General features: G+C 55.3%; 12 protein-coding genes. 7 read left to right on the top strand and 5 right to left on the bottom strand.

Annotation, left to right across the window (positions count from 1 at the left end; translation table 11 throughout):
* Positions 1-366: 366 nt before the first annotated feature.
* Together brnQ and proY are read left to right on the top strand one after the other, a co-directional pair.
* On the top strand, positions 367-1,686 hold the full coding sequence (gene brnQ / locus IMQ33_RS23430) for a branched-chain amino acid transport system II carrier protein (protein WP_024528663.1): 1,320 nt from the start codon (positions 367-369) through the stop codon (positions 1,684-1,686).
* A gap of 73 nt (positions 1,687-1,759) precedes the next feature.
* Positions 1,760-3,157 (top strand): proline-specific permease ProY, encoded by a 1,398-nt coding sequence (gene proY, locus IMQ33_RS23425; protein ID WP_024528662.1) that lies wholly within the window; start codon positions 1,760-1,762, stop codon positions 3,155-3,157.
* 188 nt (positions 3,158-3,345) lie between these two features.
* On the opposite strand, the gene IMQ33_RS23420 is transcribed toward proY, so the two are convergent.
* Positions 3,346-3,621 carry a hypothetical protein gene (locus IMQ33_RS23420; protein WP_065683906.1) on the bottom strand — a complete coding sequence of 92 codons (276 nt, stop codon included), beginning with the start codon at positions 3,619-3,621 and terminating at the stop codon, positions 3,346-3,348.
* Between the two features lie 133 nt (positions 3,622-3,754).
* Positions 3,755-5,020, bottom strand: a complete 1,266-nt coding sequence (locus tag IMQ33_RS23415) for a mechanosensitive ion channel family protein (protein WP_065683907.1) — start codon at positions 5,018-5,020, stop codon at positions 3,755-3,757.
* Positions 5,021-5,258: 238 nt separating this feature from the next.
* Here IMQ33_RS23415 and malZ point away from each other — a divergent pair, with 238 nt between their 5' ends.
* Positions 5,259-7,082: a maltodextrin glucosidase gene (gene malZ, locus IMQ33_RS23410; RefSeq protein ID WP_196062929.1), complete on the top strand. Its 1,824-nt coding sequence runs from the start codon at positions 5,259-5,261 to the stop codon at positions 7,080-7,082.
* A gap of 46 nt (positions 7,083-7,128) precedes the next feature.
* On the opposite strand, the gene ggt is transcribed toward malZ, so the two are convergent.
* From ggt to IMQ33_RS23395, 3 genes are all read right to left on the bottom strand, one after another.
* Entirely contained in the window at positions 7,129-8,892 is a 1,764-nt protein-coding gene (gene ggt, locus IMQ33_RS23405; protein WP_065683909.1) for a gamma-glutamyltransferase, read from the bottom strand.
* Between the two features lie 227 nt (positions 8,893-9,119).
* Positions 9,120-9,722, bottom strand: a complete 603-nt coding sequence (locus IMQ33_RS23400; RefSeq protein WP_037375265.1) for a peroxiredoxin C — start codon at positions 9,720-9,722, stop codon at positions 9,120-9,122.
* Positions 9,723-9,952: 230 nt separating this feature from the next.
* Entirely contained in the window at positions 9,953-10,534 is a 582-nt protein-coding gene (locus IMQ33_RS23395) for an ACP phosphodiesterase (protein ID WP_161740186.1), read from the bottom strand.
* Positions 10,535-10,651: 117 nt separating this feature from the next.
* On the opposite strand from IMQ33_RS23395, the gene queA reads away from it, so the two are divergent.
* The 4 genes from queA to secD all read left to right on the top strand — a co-directional run bounded on the left by queA (position 10,652) and on the right by secD (position 15,158).
* Entirely contained in the window at positions 10,652-11,722 is a 1,071-nt protein-coding gene (gene queA, locus IMQ33_RS23390) for a tRNA preQ1(34) S-adenosylmethionine ribosyltransferase-isomerase QueA (RefSeq protein WP_065683911.1), read from the top strand.
* Positions 11,723-11,794: 72 nt separating this feature from the next.
* Positions 11,795-12,919 (top strand): tRNA guanosine(34) transglycosylase Tgt, encoded by a 1,125-nt coding sequence (tgt, locus tag IMQ33_RS23385; protein WP_021805505.1) that lies wholly within the window; start codon positions 11,795-11,797, stop codon positions 12,917-12,919.
* 33 nt (positions 12,920-12,952) lie between these two features.
* On the top strand, positions 12,953-13,285 hold the full coding sequence (gene yajC, locus IMQ33_RS23380; protein WP_021180200.1) for a preprotein translocase subunit YajC: 333 nt from the start codon (positions 12,953-12,955) through the stop codon (positions 13,283-13,285).
* Between the two features lie 25 nt (positions 13,286-13,310).
* Positions 13,311-15,158 (top strand): protein translocase subunit SecD, encoded by a 1,848-nt coding sequence (gene secD / locus IMQ33_RS23375; RefSeq protein WP_024528656.1) that lies wholly within the window; start codon positions 13,311-13,313, stop codon positions 15,156-15,158.
* Positions 15,159-15,164: the final 6 nt, after the last annotated feature.

The following is a 15,164-nucleotide window of genomic DNA, read 5'->3' as shown; positions in this document are numbered from 1 at the left end:
ATTGATAACCCCTATGTTCGACTGGATGAGAGATATTATCTGGACGATCACTCTGCTTTCCGTCCTGCGTATTGCCTTTTGGCACTATAAACGTTTAACTATCCCCCTATTGCCGGACTAAACCTCCATTTTCCCCAGCTTTCTGCGGTGATTGCGACCAGGAATTCAGCAGGGGAAAAAACGTCTAAAAATCTGCTCGTCATCATGAGTATTCGCCTTTATCAAGGTCAGACGCTGCTATTGCGCGCTGTCTGTTGCCTATGGGGATCACGATGAGAGAGCAGGCCGGCAACCGAACCGAAGTGGGGCACTTTTGCCACCATGCTTATCGGCAATTTTTTATTTCAACAGGCAGCACAACAGATTATGAGTCATCGTTTAGCGTCAAAAGATATTCTGGCTTTGGGTTTTATGACCTTTGCCTTATTCGTCGGAGCCGGGAACATCATCTTCCCGCCGATGGTGGGTTTGCAGTCTGGCGAACACGTCTGGACTGCGGCAATTGGTTTCCTGATCACCGCCGTGGGTCTACCGGTTCTGACCGTGATTGCCCTGGCTCGCGTTGGCGGCGGCGTTGATGCATTAAGCTCACCGATTGGCCGTAGCGCCGGTCTGCTGCTGGCAACGGTATGCTACCTGGCCGTTGGCCCGTTGTTTGCCACCCCGCGCACCGCGACCGTTTCCTTTGAAGTTGGTATTGCGCCGTTGACCGGTGACGGTGCTATGCCGCTGTTCATCTATAGCCTGGTCTATTTTGCGCTGGTGATTGGCATCTCGCTCTATCCGGGCCGCCTGCTTGATACCGTGGGCCATATTCTGGCACCGTTGAAGATCGTGGCGCTGGCCGTGCTGGGTATTGCCGCAGTGATGTGGCCAGCAGGGGCACCAATCCCTGCGGTAGATGCCTACCAAACCGTGCCGTTCTCTTCCGGCTTTGTTAACGGCTATCTGACGATGGATACGCTGGGCGCCATGGTGTTCGGTATCGTGATCGTTAACGCCGCACGTTCTCGTGGGGTGAAGGACGCAGGTCTGCTGACTCGTTATACCATCTTGGCCGGTTTGATCGCCGGTGTGGGTCTGACGCTGGTCTACCTGAGCCTGTTCAAGCTGGGCTCCGGCAGCGGCGTGTTGACGCCGGATGCGACTAATGGCGCGGTAGTGCTGCATGCCTACGTGCAAAATACCTTCGGCGGCCTGGGCAGCTTCTTCCTGGCGGCGCTGATCTTCATCGCCTGTATGGTGACCGCGGTGGGCCTGACCTGTGCCTGTGCGGAGTTCTTCGAGCAATACCTGCCGTTCTCTTACAAAACGCTGGTATTCATTCTCGGCCTGTTCTCGATGGTGGTGTCCAACCTCGGCCTGAGCCACCTGATCCAGATTTCGATCCCGGTGCTGACTGCGATCTATCCGCCTTGCATCGTGCTGGTGCTGCTGAGTTTCACCCTGCGTTGGTGGAGCAGTGCATCACGTATTGTTGCGCCGGTGATGTTAGTCAGCCTGTTGTTTGGTATCCTTGATGCGGTGAAAGCGTCCAACTTCCAGCATTTGATGCCAGAATGGACCAATCACCTGCCGCTGGCGGCGCAGGGGCTGGCATGGTTGCCACCTTCGCTGCTGATGCTGGTACTGGTCGCGATTTATGATCGGGTTTTTGCACGCAGCCAAGTGACTGCTCACCCTTAAACCTACGGTCTGAATTTTAGGCCACGGACTTGTCCGTGGCTTTTTTACGTTTAAATAAAGACGGGTCATTTTCATGCAACAACAGTCACCCACCGCAGCTCCAGCCAATAAGCTCAAGCGCGGCCTCAGCACGCGCCACATTCGTTTTATGGCCCTAGGTTCGGCCATCGGTACCGGTCTGTTTTACGGCTCCGCAGAGGCCATCAGAATGGCTGGCCCCAGCGTCCTGCTGGCTTACCTGATCGGCGGTATCATTGCCTTTATCATCATGCGCGCACTGGGCGAAATGTCGGTGAATAACCCGCAGGCCAGCTCGTTCTCGCGCTATGCCCAGGATTATCTTGGGCCGATGGCAGGTTACATTACCGGTTGGACCTATTGCTTTGAAATCCTGATCGTTGCCATTGCCGACGTGACGGCCTTCGGCATCTACATGGGCGTCTGGTTCCCGGAAGTGCCGCATTGGATCTGGGTGTTGAGCGTGGTGCTGATTATCGGTGCCATCAACCTGATGAGCGTGAAGGTGTTCGGTGAACTGGAGTTCTGGTTCTCGTTCTTCAAGGTGGCGACCATTATCATCATGATCGTCGCCGGTATCGGTATCATCGTCTGGGGTATCGGCAACGGGGGGCAACCGACCGGGATACACAACCTGTGGGTTAACGGCGGCTTCTTCAGCAACGGCTTTATTGGCATGATCCTGTCGCTACAGCTGGTGATGTTTGCCTACGGTGGGATTGAAATTATCGGTATTACTGCCGGTGAAGCCAAAGATCCTAAAGTGTCGATCCCCAAGGCCATCAACTCGGTACCTTGGCGTATCCTGGTGTTCTACGTCGGGACGCTGTTCGTCATCATGTCTATCTATCCGTGGAACCAGGTGGGGACCAACGGTAGCCCGTTTGTGCTGACCTTCCAGCATATGGGGATCACCATTGCGGCAGGTATCCTTAACTTCGTGGTGATCACCGCCTCACTGTCGGCGATTAACAGCGACGTGTTCGGCGTTGGCCGTATGATGCATGGCTTGGCAGAGCAGGGGCATGCCCCGCAGGTGTTCAGCAAAATCTCCAAACGTGGTATTCCGTGGGTGACTGTAGTGGTGATGATGGCGGCCATGCTGATCGCCGTGTATCTCAACTACATCATGCCGGAAAGCGTGTTCCTGGTGATTGCTTCACTGGCGACCTTTGCCACCGTGTGGGTGTGGATCATGATCCTGTTCTCGCAGATCGCTTTCCGCCGCAGCTTGAGCAAGGATCAGGTCAGCAAGCTGGCGTTCCCACTGCGCGGTGGGGTATTCACCTCGGTGGTTGCCATCATCTTCCTGGTGTTTATCATCGGCCTGATCGGTTACTTCCCAACGACGCGTATTTCCCTGTATGCCGGTCTGGTGTGGGTCGCGGTGCTGTTGCTCGGCTACTACATCAAGGTGAACCGCCAGAAAAAGCGAGCCGTATTGACGCAGTAAGATTGTCCCTCACGCCAACCCTCTCCCACAGGGAGAGGGAGCTGTCCTGAGCGCGTAGTTAGCCCGTGCGGTTTCGGAAAGCAGAGGGTAAGAACAAGAAAGGCAAGACATTACGCAAAGCAATCAACTAGCCCTATCGGTCCCATTGGGAGAGGGTGAGAGGAGTAGACTGAAGCCAACGCTCCTCACTACCGTATTAATATGTTTTCCTCTTCCGTATCGCCATCACCGGCCGCTCTGGCCTCCATCACCAGATTGCTTTCGCATAACCGTTCTTCCTTCCCTTCTCCGGAACAGCGCACAAGCACTTCGCGAATATCCATCATGCTGCTGCTCAAGGCGCTGAGCTCCGGTTGCAATGTGCGGCTCATCTGGCTTTCGTCCAGCGTGGCGCTGTGCAGGTAGCCAGCAAACATCAGCGTGGCCAAGAGGGTGATCAGACGGTGTTTTGACGATGTTAACAAGATGCCTGCTCCGAACGATAAAATGGCGTGTGGGTATTAATAGCCATTCGGCGGCAGAAAGAAAGTCGCAGGAGATATCTGTTGGCAATCGGTTGAAGATAATTACCAACAGAAATAATTTCGTCAGGTTACGTCAGGGATTGTTGGGCGCGGGCTGCAGGTTTGCCAGCATGCTGCGCATGTCGTTGCCGCTTGGCGTCTGGTGGATGCGCAGATCAAATTCGCCGATCGCCGCCAGCAGATGATCGAAGATATCCGATTGAATACCTTCGTACTCGGCCCACACCGTGGTGTTGGTAAAGGCGTAAATCTCCAGCGGCAACCCTTCCGGCGTAGGGGCCAGTTGGCGTACCATCAGCGTCATATTCTGGTGGATACCCGGGTGCGAACGTAAATAAGCCACCAGATAGGCGCGCAAAGTACCAACGTTAGTCAGGCGGCGGCCATTAAGCGGCGAACTGAGATCCACCTCGCTCTGCTGGTTGTATTTACCCAGCTCCTGGGTTTTATCGTTCAGATAGCGTTGCAACAGGGGGTTGCGGTTGAGGCGTTCCTGTTCCTCCGACGTCAGGAAGTGGACGCTGGTGGTGTCGATATTGATGCTGCGCTTGATGCGGCGGCCACCGGATTCAGACATCGAACGCCAGTTCTTGAACGAATCAGAGATCAGCGCATAGGTGGGAATGGTGGTGACGGTGTTGTCCCAGTTTCTGACCTTGACCGTGGTCAGGCCGATATCGGTGACCGCGCCGTCGGCACCGTATTTAGGCATCTCCAGCCAATCGCCGATTTTCAACATATCGTTGGCGGAAAGCTGGATCCCGGCGACCAGGCCAAGAATGGGATCTTTAAACACCAACATCAAGACGGCCGTCATGGCCCCTAAACCGCTGAGTAACAGTAGCGGTGAACGGCCCATCAGCAGTGAGATGATCATGATGCCGATAAAAATGGCGGCGACCAGTTTCACACCCTGAAAGATGCCACGCAGCGGGAGCTGATTGGCAAGCGGGCTTTGGCGCATCAGAGCCAACAGCGTGTCGAGCAGTGAGAACAACGTCAGCAGGGAGAATAACAGGATCCACACCTGCGCCGCAGTGACGATAATTGCCTGAGTCTGGCTGCCGTTATGCAGCCACAGCACCGCCTGCACGTTGATGATCACCCCTTGCAGCAGTAGGGCGGCACGCTGGAAGAGTTTATGTTGGGTGATAGCCTGCTGCCAGAGACGTTGTGAATGCTGGCCACGGCGCTGGATAGCGGTCAGCACCACGCGGTGCAGCACCAGATGGATCACCACGGAAATCAGTGCAATCAGCCCAAGCACCATCGCCAGTGACATCATGTCGGTGAATTCCAGCCCAATGCTTTCCAGCCATTGCCTTATTTGTTGTTGCATGCTCGCTCCCTCCAAAGTACTTAAAAAACATCCAATAAATCTAAAACCCGTTAGCCTAAAGGTTATCGGGCATGATATGTGTCTGTTTACCCACTTTTACATTGTAAATCAGCATCTCCACCCCTCGGCTCATCCCCGAGTTTATCACTGAAAGATGAGGGAGAACGGCGCTCAACGTGGCATGGTGCGTGGCATTGCATTCGTCGTCGATTTGGTTTGCTACATCAGGAGAAAATTCATGCTAAATGCCTGGCATCAGCCGGTTCCACCTTTCGTGGTGAATAAGGGGCAGCGTCTGGAGATCGCTTTGTGGTTGCAAAGTGATGAGTTGCCTGAACAGGTCTTTCTTCGCGTCGAGCCGGACAATGAAGAGTGGTTGCTGATCATGAAGCCTAAGGCGGTAGAGGGGCTCTGGCGCTACCAGGCCAGCCTGACGCTGCACGAAGGGGAGCAGGTACGGCGCTACTGTTTTAAACTGCTGTGGGCCGATCGTCAGCAATGGTTTGGCCCGCAGGGCTGGTCGCTGACCCCTCCGGGGCAACTGGCACAGTTTGCCGTAGATGAGCCAGATAGCAGCCCAGGCTGGGTGGCCGATCAGGTGTTTTATCAGATTTTCCCCGATCGCTTTGCCAGCAGCGGCGGGGAGCATGGCATCCAGAGTGGCAGTTATCACCATCATGCCGCCGGAAGTGATGTGATACGTCGTGACTGGCAACATCCGCTTGAGGATGAGCACGCTGCTTCGACTTTCTATGGTGGCGATCTGGATGGCATCAGCGAGAAGCTGCCCTACTTGCAGCGGCTTGGTGTCACCGCCCTGTATCTGAACCCGATTTTCACCTCACCCAGCGTCCATAAGTACGATACCGAAGATTACTATCAGGTCGACCCCTATTTTGGCGGTAATGACGCCTTGCTGCGTTTGCGAGTAAGCACTCACAAGGTGGGAATGAAACTGGTGCTGGACGGCGTATTTAACCACACCGGAGATTCCCATCCGTGGTTCGATCGTTATCAACAGGCAGAGGGGGGAGCGTGCCATCATCCCGATTCCCCGTATCGTGGCTGGTTCAACTTCTATCCGGACGGTAACGTGCTGAGCTGGAAGGGCAATACCAATCTGCCCAAGCTCAACTTTGCCGAACCGCAGGTGGTCGATACTATTTATCGGGCGGACAACAGCGTGGTACGCCATTGGTTACGCCCGCCGTACAGCATCGACGGCTGGCGGTTGGACGTGGTGCATATGCTGGGGGAAAACGGCGGTGCAGCGGGGAACCTACATCACCTGGCCGGAATGTATCAGGCAATCAAGCAAGAGAACCCAGATGCCTATGTGCTGGGCGAACATTTTGGCGACGCTCGCCGCTGGCTACATGCCGGGGTTGAAGACGCCGCCATGAACTATATGGGCTTTGCCTTGCCGGTTAGGGCGTTTCTGGCCGGTGTCGACGTGGCTTATCATCCGGTGCTGCTGGATGCGGCAGACTGTGCGCAGTGGATGGACGATTACCGGGCCGGATTGCCCCATAACCGACAACTGATCCAGTTCAATCAGTTAGATAGCCACGACACGGCGCGTTTCTTGACCTTGCTGGATAACAATCCGCGCCGTATGTGGATGGCGGCGGTGTGGCTGCTGGCGTGGATTGGCGTGCCTTGCCTGTATTACGGTGATGAAATTGGTCTGGATGGCGGCAACGATCCCTTCTGCCGCAAGACGTTTCCTTGGGACGAAAGCCAATGGGATCGGCCACTGTTGGCCTTGTTTAGCCGCCTGACGGCACTGCGTAAGCAGAGTAAGGCGCTACGCCGTGGCGGCTGCCAGGTGTTGTATGCGCAAGGGGAGACGCTGGTGTTTGTGCGTACTTACCAGCGGGAGCAGGTACTGGTGGCGTTGCAGCGCAGCGATAGTGGAGACGTTGAACTGCCTTATAGCCCGCTGTTGCGAGAGGGTAAATGGCAGCTAGTGGAAGGGGAAGGCGAACGGGTTGCGCAAGAAGGTGGCTTGCGGTTGCAGTTGGCAGCCGAGTCGGCCAGCGTGTGGCGGCTACGTAGCTGAAGTTTGCTAAAGGTTTACCCGCCAATCGGCGGGTAAACCAGATTCGTCAGTATCCCACCGCAGATCCTGCCGGGCGGCGTACGTCATTGGCTCCGTACAGGTAGCCTTCACGTACGCGTCCAGAAACGGCAGAATCATTACCCGAGTTGGCCGGGCTGACACCCGCCGCGCCTGGCAGTCCCACCATAATCAGCTCTGCAGCGCCCCAAGGGGTTTGCTCAACCATCTTGTAGCCCATCTCCTTGAGGATTTTCAGCGTATCGGCAGAGACACCGCGTTGCTCGTAATAGACCTCATCCGGCAACCATTGATGATGAATCCTCGGGGCATCCACGGCTTCCTGCGGGGCCATGCCATGATCGATCACGTTCAGCGCGGTTTGCAGCGTGATGGTAATGATGCGTGAACCGCCTGGCGAGCCGAGCACCATAAAGATTTTGTTGTCTTTGGTCACCAGCGTAGGGCTCATGGAGGATAGTGGGCGCTTACCGGGGGCGATGGCGTTGGCCGTTCCCTGCACCAGGCCATAGAGGTTCTTCTCACCGACCTTGACGGTAAAGTCATCCATTTCGTCGTTGAGGAAGAAGCCGGTACCCGGTGCGATCACCACGGCACCAAAACGGCCGTTGACGGTATAGGTGGTCGACACCGCATTCCCTTCATGATCGACAATCGAATAGTGGGTGGTTTCCGGTTTTTCGTGCGGCTCCATCCCCGGTTGTACATTGACAGAAGGCGTAGCCTGATTGGCGACGATTTTTTTGCGGATCTCATCGGCGTAGCTTTTGCTCACCAGCCGATCGATCGGATTTTTGATAAATTCAGGGTCGCCGAGATAGGTATTGCGGTCCATATAAGCATGGCGCATCGCCTCGGTCATGGTGTGGATCGTCGCAGCCGAGTTAAAGCCCATGCTTTTCAGATCGTAACCCTCAACGATATTGAGGATCTCGCACAGCGTCACGCCGCCGGAGCTAGGCGGTGGCGCAGAGACGAATTTATAACCGCGATAGCTACAGGTTATCGGCGTAGCCTCGGTCACTTTGTAGTTGGCGAAGTCGGCGGCGGTGAGAATGCCTCCCCCCTGTTTGGCAGCGGCTTCAACCGCCTGCGGGATTTTTCCCTGATAGAATGCGGAGGGGCCTTCTTTGGCGATGGCTTCCAGCGTGTTAGCCAGGTCAGTTTGCACCAGGCGATCGCCCGGTTGCAGCGCAGAACCGTCTTTACGCAGGAAGATTTTGGCTGACTCCGGGTCTTGCTTGAAGCGTGCGACGGTGGTGTCGAGAATATCGGTATCGGCCCGCGTCAGGATAAAGCCCTCACGGGCCAGCCTGATGGCCGGTTCCATCACCTGTTCGCGGCTCAGCTTGCCGTACTTTTTACGTGCGGTCTCCATCCCCAGCACCGTTCCCGGCACGCCAGCGGCCAGATAACCGTACAGGCTGGCGTCTTTTTTCACCTTGCCTTGCGCATCCAGATACATGTCGGCACTGGCCGCCGCCGGAGCGGTTTCACGGAAGTTGATAAAGGTATCGGTGCCATCGGCCAGATGCAGAGTCATGAAACCGCCGCCGCCGATATTGCCGCAGCAAGGGTTAACTACCGCCTGGGCATAGCCAACCGCGACCGCAGCATCCACCGCGTTGCCCCCCATCTTGAGAATATCTACGCCGACCTGTGAGGCAAGATGCTGCGAGGTGACCACCATGCCATTTTGCGCTTCCACCGCCGGGTTAGAGGCGGCATACAGTTGGCTGCTGACCAGCAAGGCTGCCAAGGTCAGCGGTTGACTCCATTTTTGCAAAAACATAACGACTCCTGTGTTGATCCCTGTTTTTTTATTTGTCCCGCAGGTGCTGCAAAGCGCAGGCCAACCTATGAAGAGTAGCCATGGATAGGGAATACGGCGGTAGGAGGAGTGAAAAATGTGAAGCGAAACAGGGGAATATTGCACTGGAGGGGGGCGGTTGCACCGATTTTGGGCATAAAAAAAACCGGCCAGCAGGGCTGACCGGTTCTGACACTTACAGGCTGAAATTACAGCTTGGAAGCGTTCTCAGACAGGTATTTAGCTACGCCGTCTGGAGATGCGCCCATACCTGCTTTGCCTTTTTCCCACTGAGCTGGGCACACTTCGCCGTGCTCTTCGTGGAATTGCAGCGCGTCAACGGTACGGATCATTTCGTCGATGTTACGGCCGATTGGCAGGTCGTTCACGATCTGGGAACGAACAACGCCGTTCTTGTCGATCAGGAAAGAACCACGCAGGGCAACGCCCGCTTCTGGGTGTTCGATGCCGTAAGCTTTCTGAATTTCGCGCTTAACGTCAGCAACCATTGCGTATTTCACTTCACCGATGCCGCCTTTGTCGACAGGGGTTTTACGCCATGCGTTATGGACGAATTCTGAGTCGAAGGAAACGCCTACAACTTCAACGCCGCGCTTCTGGAACTCTTCATAGCGGTGATCGAAAGCGATCAGCTCAGAAGGACATACGAAGGTGAAGTCCATCGGCCAGAAGAACAGTACGGCTGGTTTGCCGTTCAGGTGCTTCTTCAGGTTGAAGTTTTCTACGATTTCGCCATTGCCTAAAACGGCTGCAGCGGTGAAGTCAGGGGCTTGACGAGTTACCAGGACCATAATTACTCCTGTAATAGTAGTTCAATGGGTTGATGTAAAAGCAGGGGCCAGTATAAGGGCCACCACTCGGTGAGGGAAGGGTGAAAGACCAATCAATGAGATAGCTTCCACCTATCAAACCGAGAGAATAAATTCAGCAGTCTTTCAAAATAACCTTTTCGTACAAAAGGGCAAGGACAAAAAGCCACATTCCGTTAACTAAATGAGTAATAGGGTTTTTTATCCGGCGATCACAATGACTTGTTTCTGGCCTGTTCCATCATACGGGGATAAAACTGCCAGAACTGTGTTTCAAGCTGATGATACTGGCGTTCCACGTCGGTAAAGGAGCCAGCCAGTGCGGCCAGCCGTGGGCGGCGGCTAGCCATGCCTGCCAATACATCGCCGATAAACGGCAGCTCGGCGTAACGCTCCAGCCAGCGTTCGGGCCAAAGGTAGCTGTTCAGGTTCTGGAAACGCTGTGGCGTCTGCGGCAGATGCGGCACGATCAGGCTACGAGCTTGCTGGGTGAAGCTCTGTAAGCTGCACGTCGGCTCAAGCTGTTGCCAGTGGCGGGCCAGAAAGTGATCCCAGACCACGTCGAGCGTAATGGGGGCGACGCGGCGGAATTGCGGGCTGAAATAGTCGCGGCAGGCTTTGACCTCCGGTTGGATATCGGTCAAAACATCGACGCGCCGATGCATCATGATGCCAGCCACGACCGCCGGGTCGTAATCACCTGCGGGGTTGCCGCGCACGAAATCGGCGAGCAGGTTGCCAAGCAGCGAGCTTTCCGCAAGCTGGGCCAAATGGAGATGAGCGAGAAAATTCATCCGCCAACTATAACCCAAGTCATGCAATTCCTCCTTATTCCTTGCTGCTTGTCGCCCGCGGCTTTAGACTGTACCGCCTGTTTTTTCCCAATTAGCTAGCTGAAGAAGTGAATACCCATGCGCGTCGCCGATTTTTCTTTTGAGCTCCCCGAGTCTTTAATTGCCCGCTATCCACAGCCTGAGCGTAGCGGTTGCCGTTTGCTGCAGTTGGACGGGCCAAGCGGAGGCCTGACGCACGGCGTGTTCACCGATCTGCTGGATAACCTGGAAGCGGGCGATCTGCTGGTGTTCAACAATACCCGCGTGATCCCTGCGCGCCTGTTTGGCCGCAAGGTCAGCGGCGGCAAGATAGAAGTGCTGGTCGAGCGGGTGCTGGACGATCATCGGGTACTGGCCCATGTGCGTGCCTCCAAAGCCCCCAAGCCGGGCACAGAACTGCTACTGGGTGATGACGAAAGCATTGCCGCCACCATGGTCGCGCGCCATGACACGCTGTTCGAACTGCGCTTTAACGACGATCGTGACGTGTTCACCATCCTCAACGCGGTGGGCCATATGCCGCTGCCGCCATATATCGATCGCCCGGATGAAGACGCCGACCGCGAGCTGTATCAGACCGTCTACAGCGAAAAGCCGGGTGCCGTAGCGGCTCCGACTGCGGGCCTGCATTTTGATGAGCCGCTGTTGGCTGCGCTGCGCGCCAAGGGCATTGAGATGGCGTTTGTCACCTTGCACGTTGGCGCTGGCACCTTCCAGCCGGTGCGGGTAGAAACCATTGAAGAGCATGTGATGCATGCGGAATACGCCGAAGTGCCGCAGGATGTGGTGGATGCGGTATTAGCCTGTAAGGCGCGGGGCAAAAGGGTGGTTGCCGTGGGCACCACTTCAGTACGTTCGCTGGAAAGCGCGGCCAATGCTTGCCAGGATGCGCTGATCGCGCCCTTCTTCGGCGACACCAGCATCTTTATCTATCCGGGATATCACTATCAGGTGATCGATGCGCTGGTGACCAACTTCCACCTGCCGGAGTCCACCCTGATCATGCTGGTTTCGGCGTTTGCCGGCTATAAAAACACCATGAACGCCTATCATCAGGCGGTGGCCGAGCAGTACCGTTTCTTCAGCTACGGCGACGCCATGTTTATCAGCCGTAATCCACTGGCGGAAAGCGAATCCGTCGGGGAATAAATTCCCGGGTTACGCACAATGCGTGGCCCTGTTTTAATCACGTCAGACTGTATCTCTGACGCTGGAGGTTTTGTGAAGTACGAATTACAGACAACCGATGGCCGTGCTCGTCGCGGCCGCCTGGTCTTTGAGCGTGGCGTAGTGGAAACCCCGGCCTTTATGCCGGTGGGTACTTATGGCACGGTCAAAGGCATGACGCCGGAAGAAGTGAAAGATACCGGTGCGCAGATCCTGTTGGGTAACACCTTCCACCTGTGGCTACGCCCAGGGCAGGAGATCATGAAGTTGCACGGCGATCTGCATGACTTTATGCAGTGGCACGGGCCGATCCTGACCGACTCCGGTGGTTTCCAGGTGTTCAGCCTGGGGGCAATGCGCAAGATTAAAGAGGAAGGCGTTTATTTCCGTAACCCAATCAACGGCGATAAGGTGTTCCTCAGCCCGGAAAAATCGATGGAGATCCAGTACGATCTGGGGTCTGACATCGTGATGATTTTCGACGAATGCACGCCTTACCCGGCGGATTGGGACTATGCCAAGCGTTCGATGGAAATGTCTCTGCGTTGGGCGCAGCGCAGCCGTCAGCGTTTTGATGAACTGAATAACAACAATGCGTTATTCGGTATTATCCAAGGCGGTGTTTACGAAGATTTACGTGATGTATCGGTAAAAGGGCTGGTGGAGATCGGCTTTGATGGTTACGCTGTGGGCGGTTTGGCGGTAGGTGAGCCAAAAGAGGATATGCATCGCATTCTTGAACACGTTTGCCCACAAATTCCAGAAGATAAGCCACGCTATTTGATGGGGGTTGGCAAGCCGGAAGATCTGGTTGAAGGCGTGCGTCGCGGCATCGACATGTTCGACTGCGTGATGCCAACGCGTAATGCCCGTAACGGCCATTTGTTCGTGACGGACGGTGTGGTAAAAATCCGTAATGCCAAGCACAAGGATGATACCTCCACGCTGGACAGTGAGTGCGACTGCTATACTTGTCGCCATTATAGTCGTGCCTATTTGCATCATCTCGATCGCTGCAACGAAATTCTCGGTGCGCGATTGAACACCATCCATAACTTGCGCTATTACCAACGTTTGATGGCGGGTTTACGCCAGGCCATTGAAGAGGGTAAATTAGAGCTGTTTGTGGCGGATTTTTATGGTCGGATCGGTAAACCGATACCACCTTTAAACGCTTGAATTAATAATTGAAAATTTAATGAGGGAATTTTAATGAGCTTTTTCATTTCCGATGCAGTGGCAGCAGCAGGGGCTCCGTCTCAGGGTAGCCCGTACTCTTTGATCATTATGCTGGTGGTGTTTGGTCTGATTTTCTATTTCATGATCCTGCGCCCACAGCAGAAACGCGCTAAAGAGCACAAAAAACTGATGGACTCCATCGGCAAGGGTGATGAAGTGTTGACCACCGGTGGCCTGATTGGCCGTGTCACTAAAGTGGCAGATACCGGTATTATTGCCATCGCGCTGAATGACACCACGGAAGTGATGATCAAGCGTGACTTCGTGGCGGCCGTTCTGCCGAAAGGTACTATGAAGGCCCTGTAATTTTGTTTTCCCTAAGGGAACTGCCGTGCTAAACCGTTATCCTCTGTGGAAGTATCTGATGCTGATCGTGGTGATCCTCGTCGGACTGCTATATGCGCTTCCCAACATTTACGGAGAGGATCCGGCCGTACAGATCACTGGCGCGCGCGGAGTCGCCGCCAGTGAAACTACGCTGGACCAAGTCCGTACTGTGTTAGAAAAAGACAACATTGCGAGCAAGTCGATTGCGCTGGAAAACGGCGCCATCCTGGCTCGCTTTAAAGATCCTGACGTTCAGCTGCGCGCCCGTGAAGCCTTGATGGCGGAGCTGGGTGACAAATATGTCGTCGCATTGAACCTCGCCCCGGCAACGCCTGCCTGGCTGGCGATGCTCAACGCCGAGCCGATGAAGCTGGGTCTGGATTTACGTGGTGGTGTGCACTTCCTGATGGAAGTCGACATGGACACCGCGCTGAGCAAGTTGCAAGAACAAACTATGGATACCCTGCGCAGCGAATTGCGTGAAAAGGGCATTCCTTACGCTGCGATCCGCAAGTTGGACAACAACGGCGTGGAAGTCCGCTTCCGTGACGACGCCGCTCGCGACCAGGCCATCAGCTACATGACGCCACGTCAGCGCGATCTGGTGCTTTCTGCCAATGGCAGCAACACCCTGAAAGCAACGATGACCGACGCTCGCCTGAGCGAAGCGCGCGAGTATGCGGTGCAGCAGAACATCACCATCCTGCGTAATCGTGTTAACCAACTCGGCGTTGCCGAACCGTTAGTACAGCGCCAGGGTGCCGATCGTATCGTTGTTGAGTTGCCGGGTATCCAGGATACGGCACGCGCCAAAGAAATTTTGGGCGCGACCGCTACGCTGGAATTCCGTCTGGTAAATACCAACGCGGATGCGACCGCTGCGGCCAATGGCCGTGTACCGGGTGACTCCGAGGTGAAATACACCCGTGAAGGCCAACCGGTTGTGCTGTACAAGCGCGTCATCCTGACCGGTGACCACATTACAGACTCCACCTCCAGCACCGATGAGTACAACCAGCCGCAGGTGAATATCTCGCTGGACAGCGCTGGTGGTACTGCCATGTCCAACTTCACCAAAGACAGCATTGGCAAGCCAATGGCAACGCTGTTCGTGGAGTATAAAGACAGCGGCAAGAAAGATGCCAACGGCCGTTCCGTGCTGGTGAAGCAGGAAGAAGTCATCAACGTGGCGAACATTCAGTCACGTCTGGGTAACAGCTTCCGTATCACCGGTATCAGCAACCCGAACGAAGCACGTCAGCTGTCGCTGCTGCTGCGTGCCGGTGCGTTGATTGCGCCTATCCAGATCGTGGAAGAGCGGACCATTGGTCCAACCTTGGGGCAACAGAACATCACCCAGGGCCTGGAAGCTTGCCTGTGGGGCCTGGTGGCTTCGATCGTCTTTATGGTGGTCTGGTACCGCAAGTTTGGCCTGATCGCCTCTACCGCGCTGATGGCTAACCTGGTGTTGATCGTTGGCGTGATGTCTCTGCTACCAGGGGCGACGCTAACCATGCCGGGGATTGCCGGGATCGTGCTGACGCTGGCGGTGGCGGTTGACGCCAACGTACTGATAAACGAACGTATCAAGGAGGAACTGAAGAATGGACGATCCATTCAGCAGGCGATCCATGAGGGCTATAAAGGCGCGTTCTCCAGTATCGTTGATGCCAACGTCACGACGTTGATCACCGCGATCATTCTGTACGCAGTCGGTACCGGTTCGATCAAGGGCTTTGCAATTACCACCGCAATCGGTGTGGCGACGTCCATGTTCACCGCGATTGTCGGTACCCGTGCCATCGTCAACCTGCTTTACGGCGGCAAGCGCATTAACAAGCTGTCTATCTGAGGAGTG

Source organism: Serratia sp. Res13-Sevr-LER1-36-b, assembly GCF_015673035.1.
Lineage (GTDB): Bacteria > Pseudomonadota > Gammaproteobacteria > Enterobacterales > Enterobacteriaceae > Chania > Chania fonticola_C.
The sequence above is the reverse complement of the archived record's forward strand: the minus strand, read 5'-3'. Positions and strand labels throughout refer to the sequence as shown.

What these genes read in the sequence shown, in the direction of transcription:
- malZ (WP_196062929.1), top strand. Translation starts at nt 5,259, where the DNA reads ATGCTAAATGCCTGGCATCAGCCGGTTCCACCTTTCGTGGTGAATAAG.
- proY (WP_024528662.1), top strand. Translation starts at nt 1,760, where the DNA reads ATGCAACAACAGTCACCCACCGCAGCTCCAGCCAATAAGCTCAAGCGC.
- queA (WP_065683911.1), top strand. Translation starts at nt 10,652, where the DNA reads ATGCGCGTCGCCGATTTTTCTTTTGAGCTCCCCGAGTCTTTAATTGCC.
- IMQ33_RS23415 (WP_065683907.1), bottom strand. Translation starts at nt 5,020, where the DNA reads ATGCAACAACAAATAAGGCAATGGCTGGAAAGCATTGGGCTGGAATTC.
- brnQ (WP_024528663.1), top strand. Translation starts at nt 367, where the DNA reads ATGAGTCATCGTTTAGCGTCAAAAGATATTCTGGCTTTGGGTTTTATG.
- IMQ33_RS23400 (WP_037375265.1), bottom strand. Translation starts at nt 9,722, where the DNA reads ATGGTCCTGGTAACTCGTCAAGCCCCTGACTTCACCGCTGCAGCCGTT.
- yajC (WP_021180200.1), top strand. Translation starts at nt 12,953, where the DNA reads ATGAGCTTTTTCATTTCCGATGCAGTGGCAGCAGCAGGGGCTCCGTCT.
- IMQ33_RS23395 (WP_161740186.1), bottom strand. Translation starts at nt 10,534, where the DNA reads ATGAATTTTCTCGCTCATCTCCATTTGGCCCAGCTTGCGGAAAGCTCG.
- ggt (WP_065683909.1), bottom strand. Translation starts at nt 8,892, where the DNA reads ATGTTTTTGCAAAAATGGAGTCAACCGCTGACCTTGGCAGCCTTGCTG.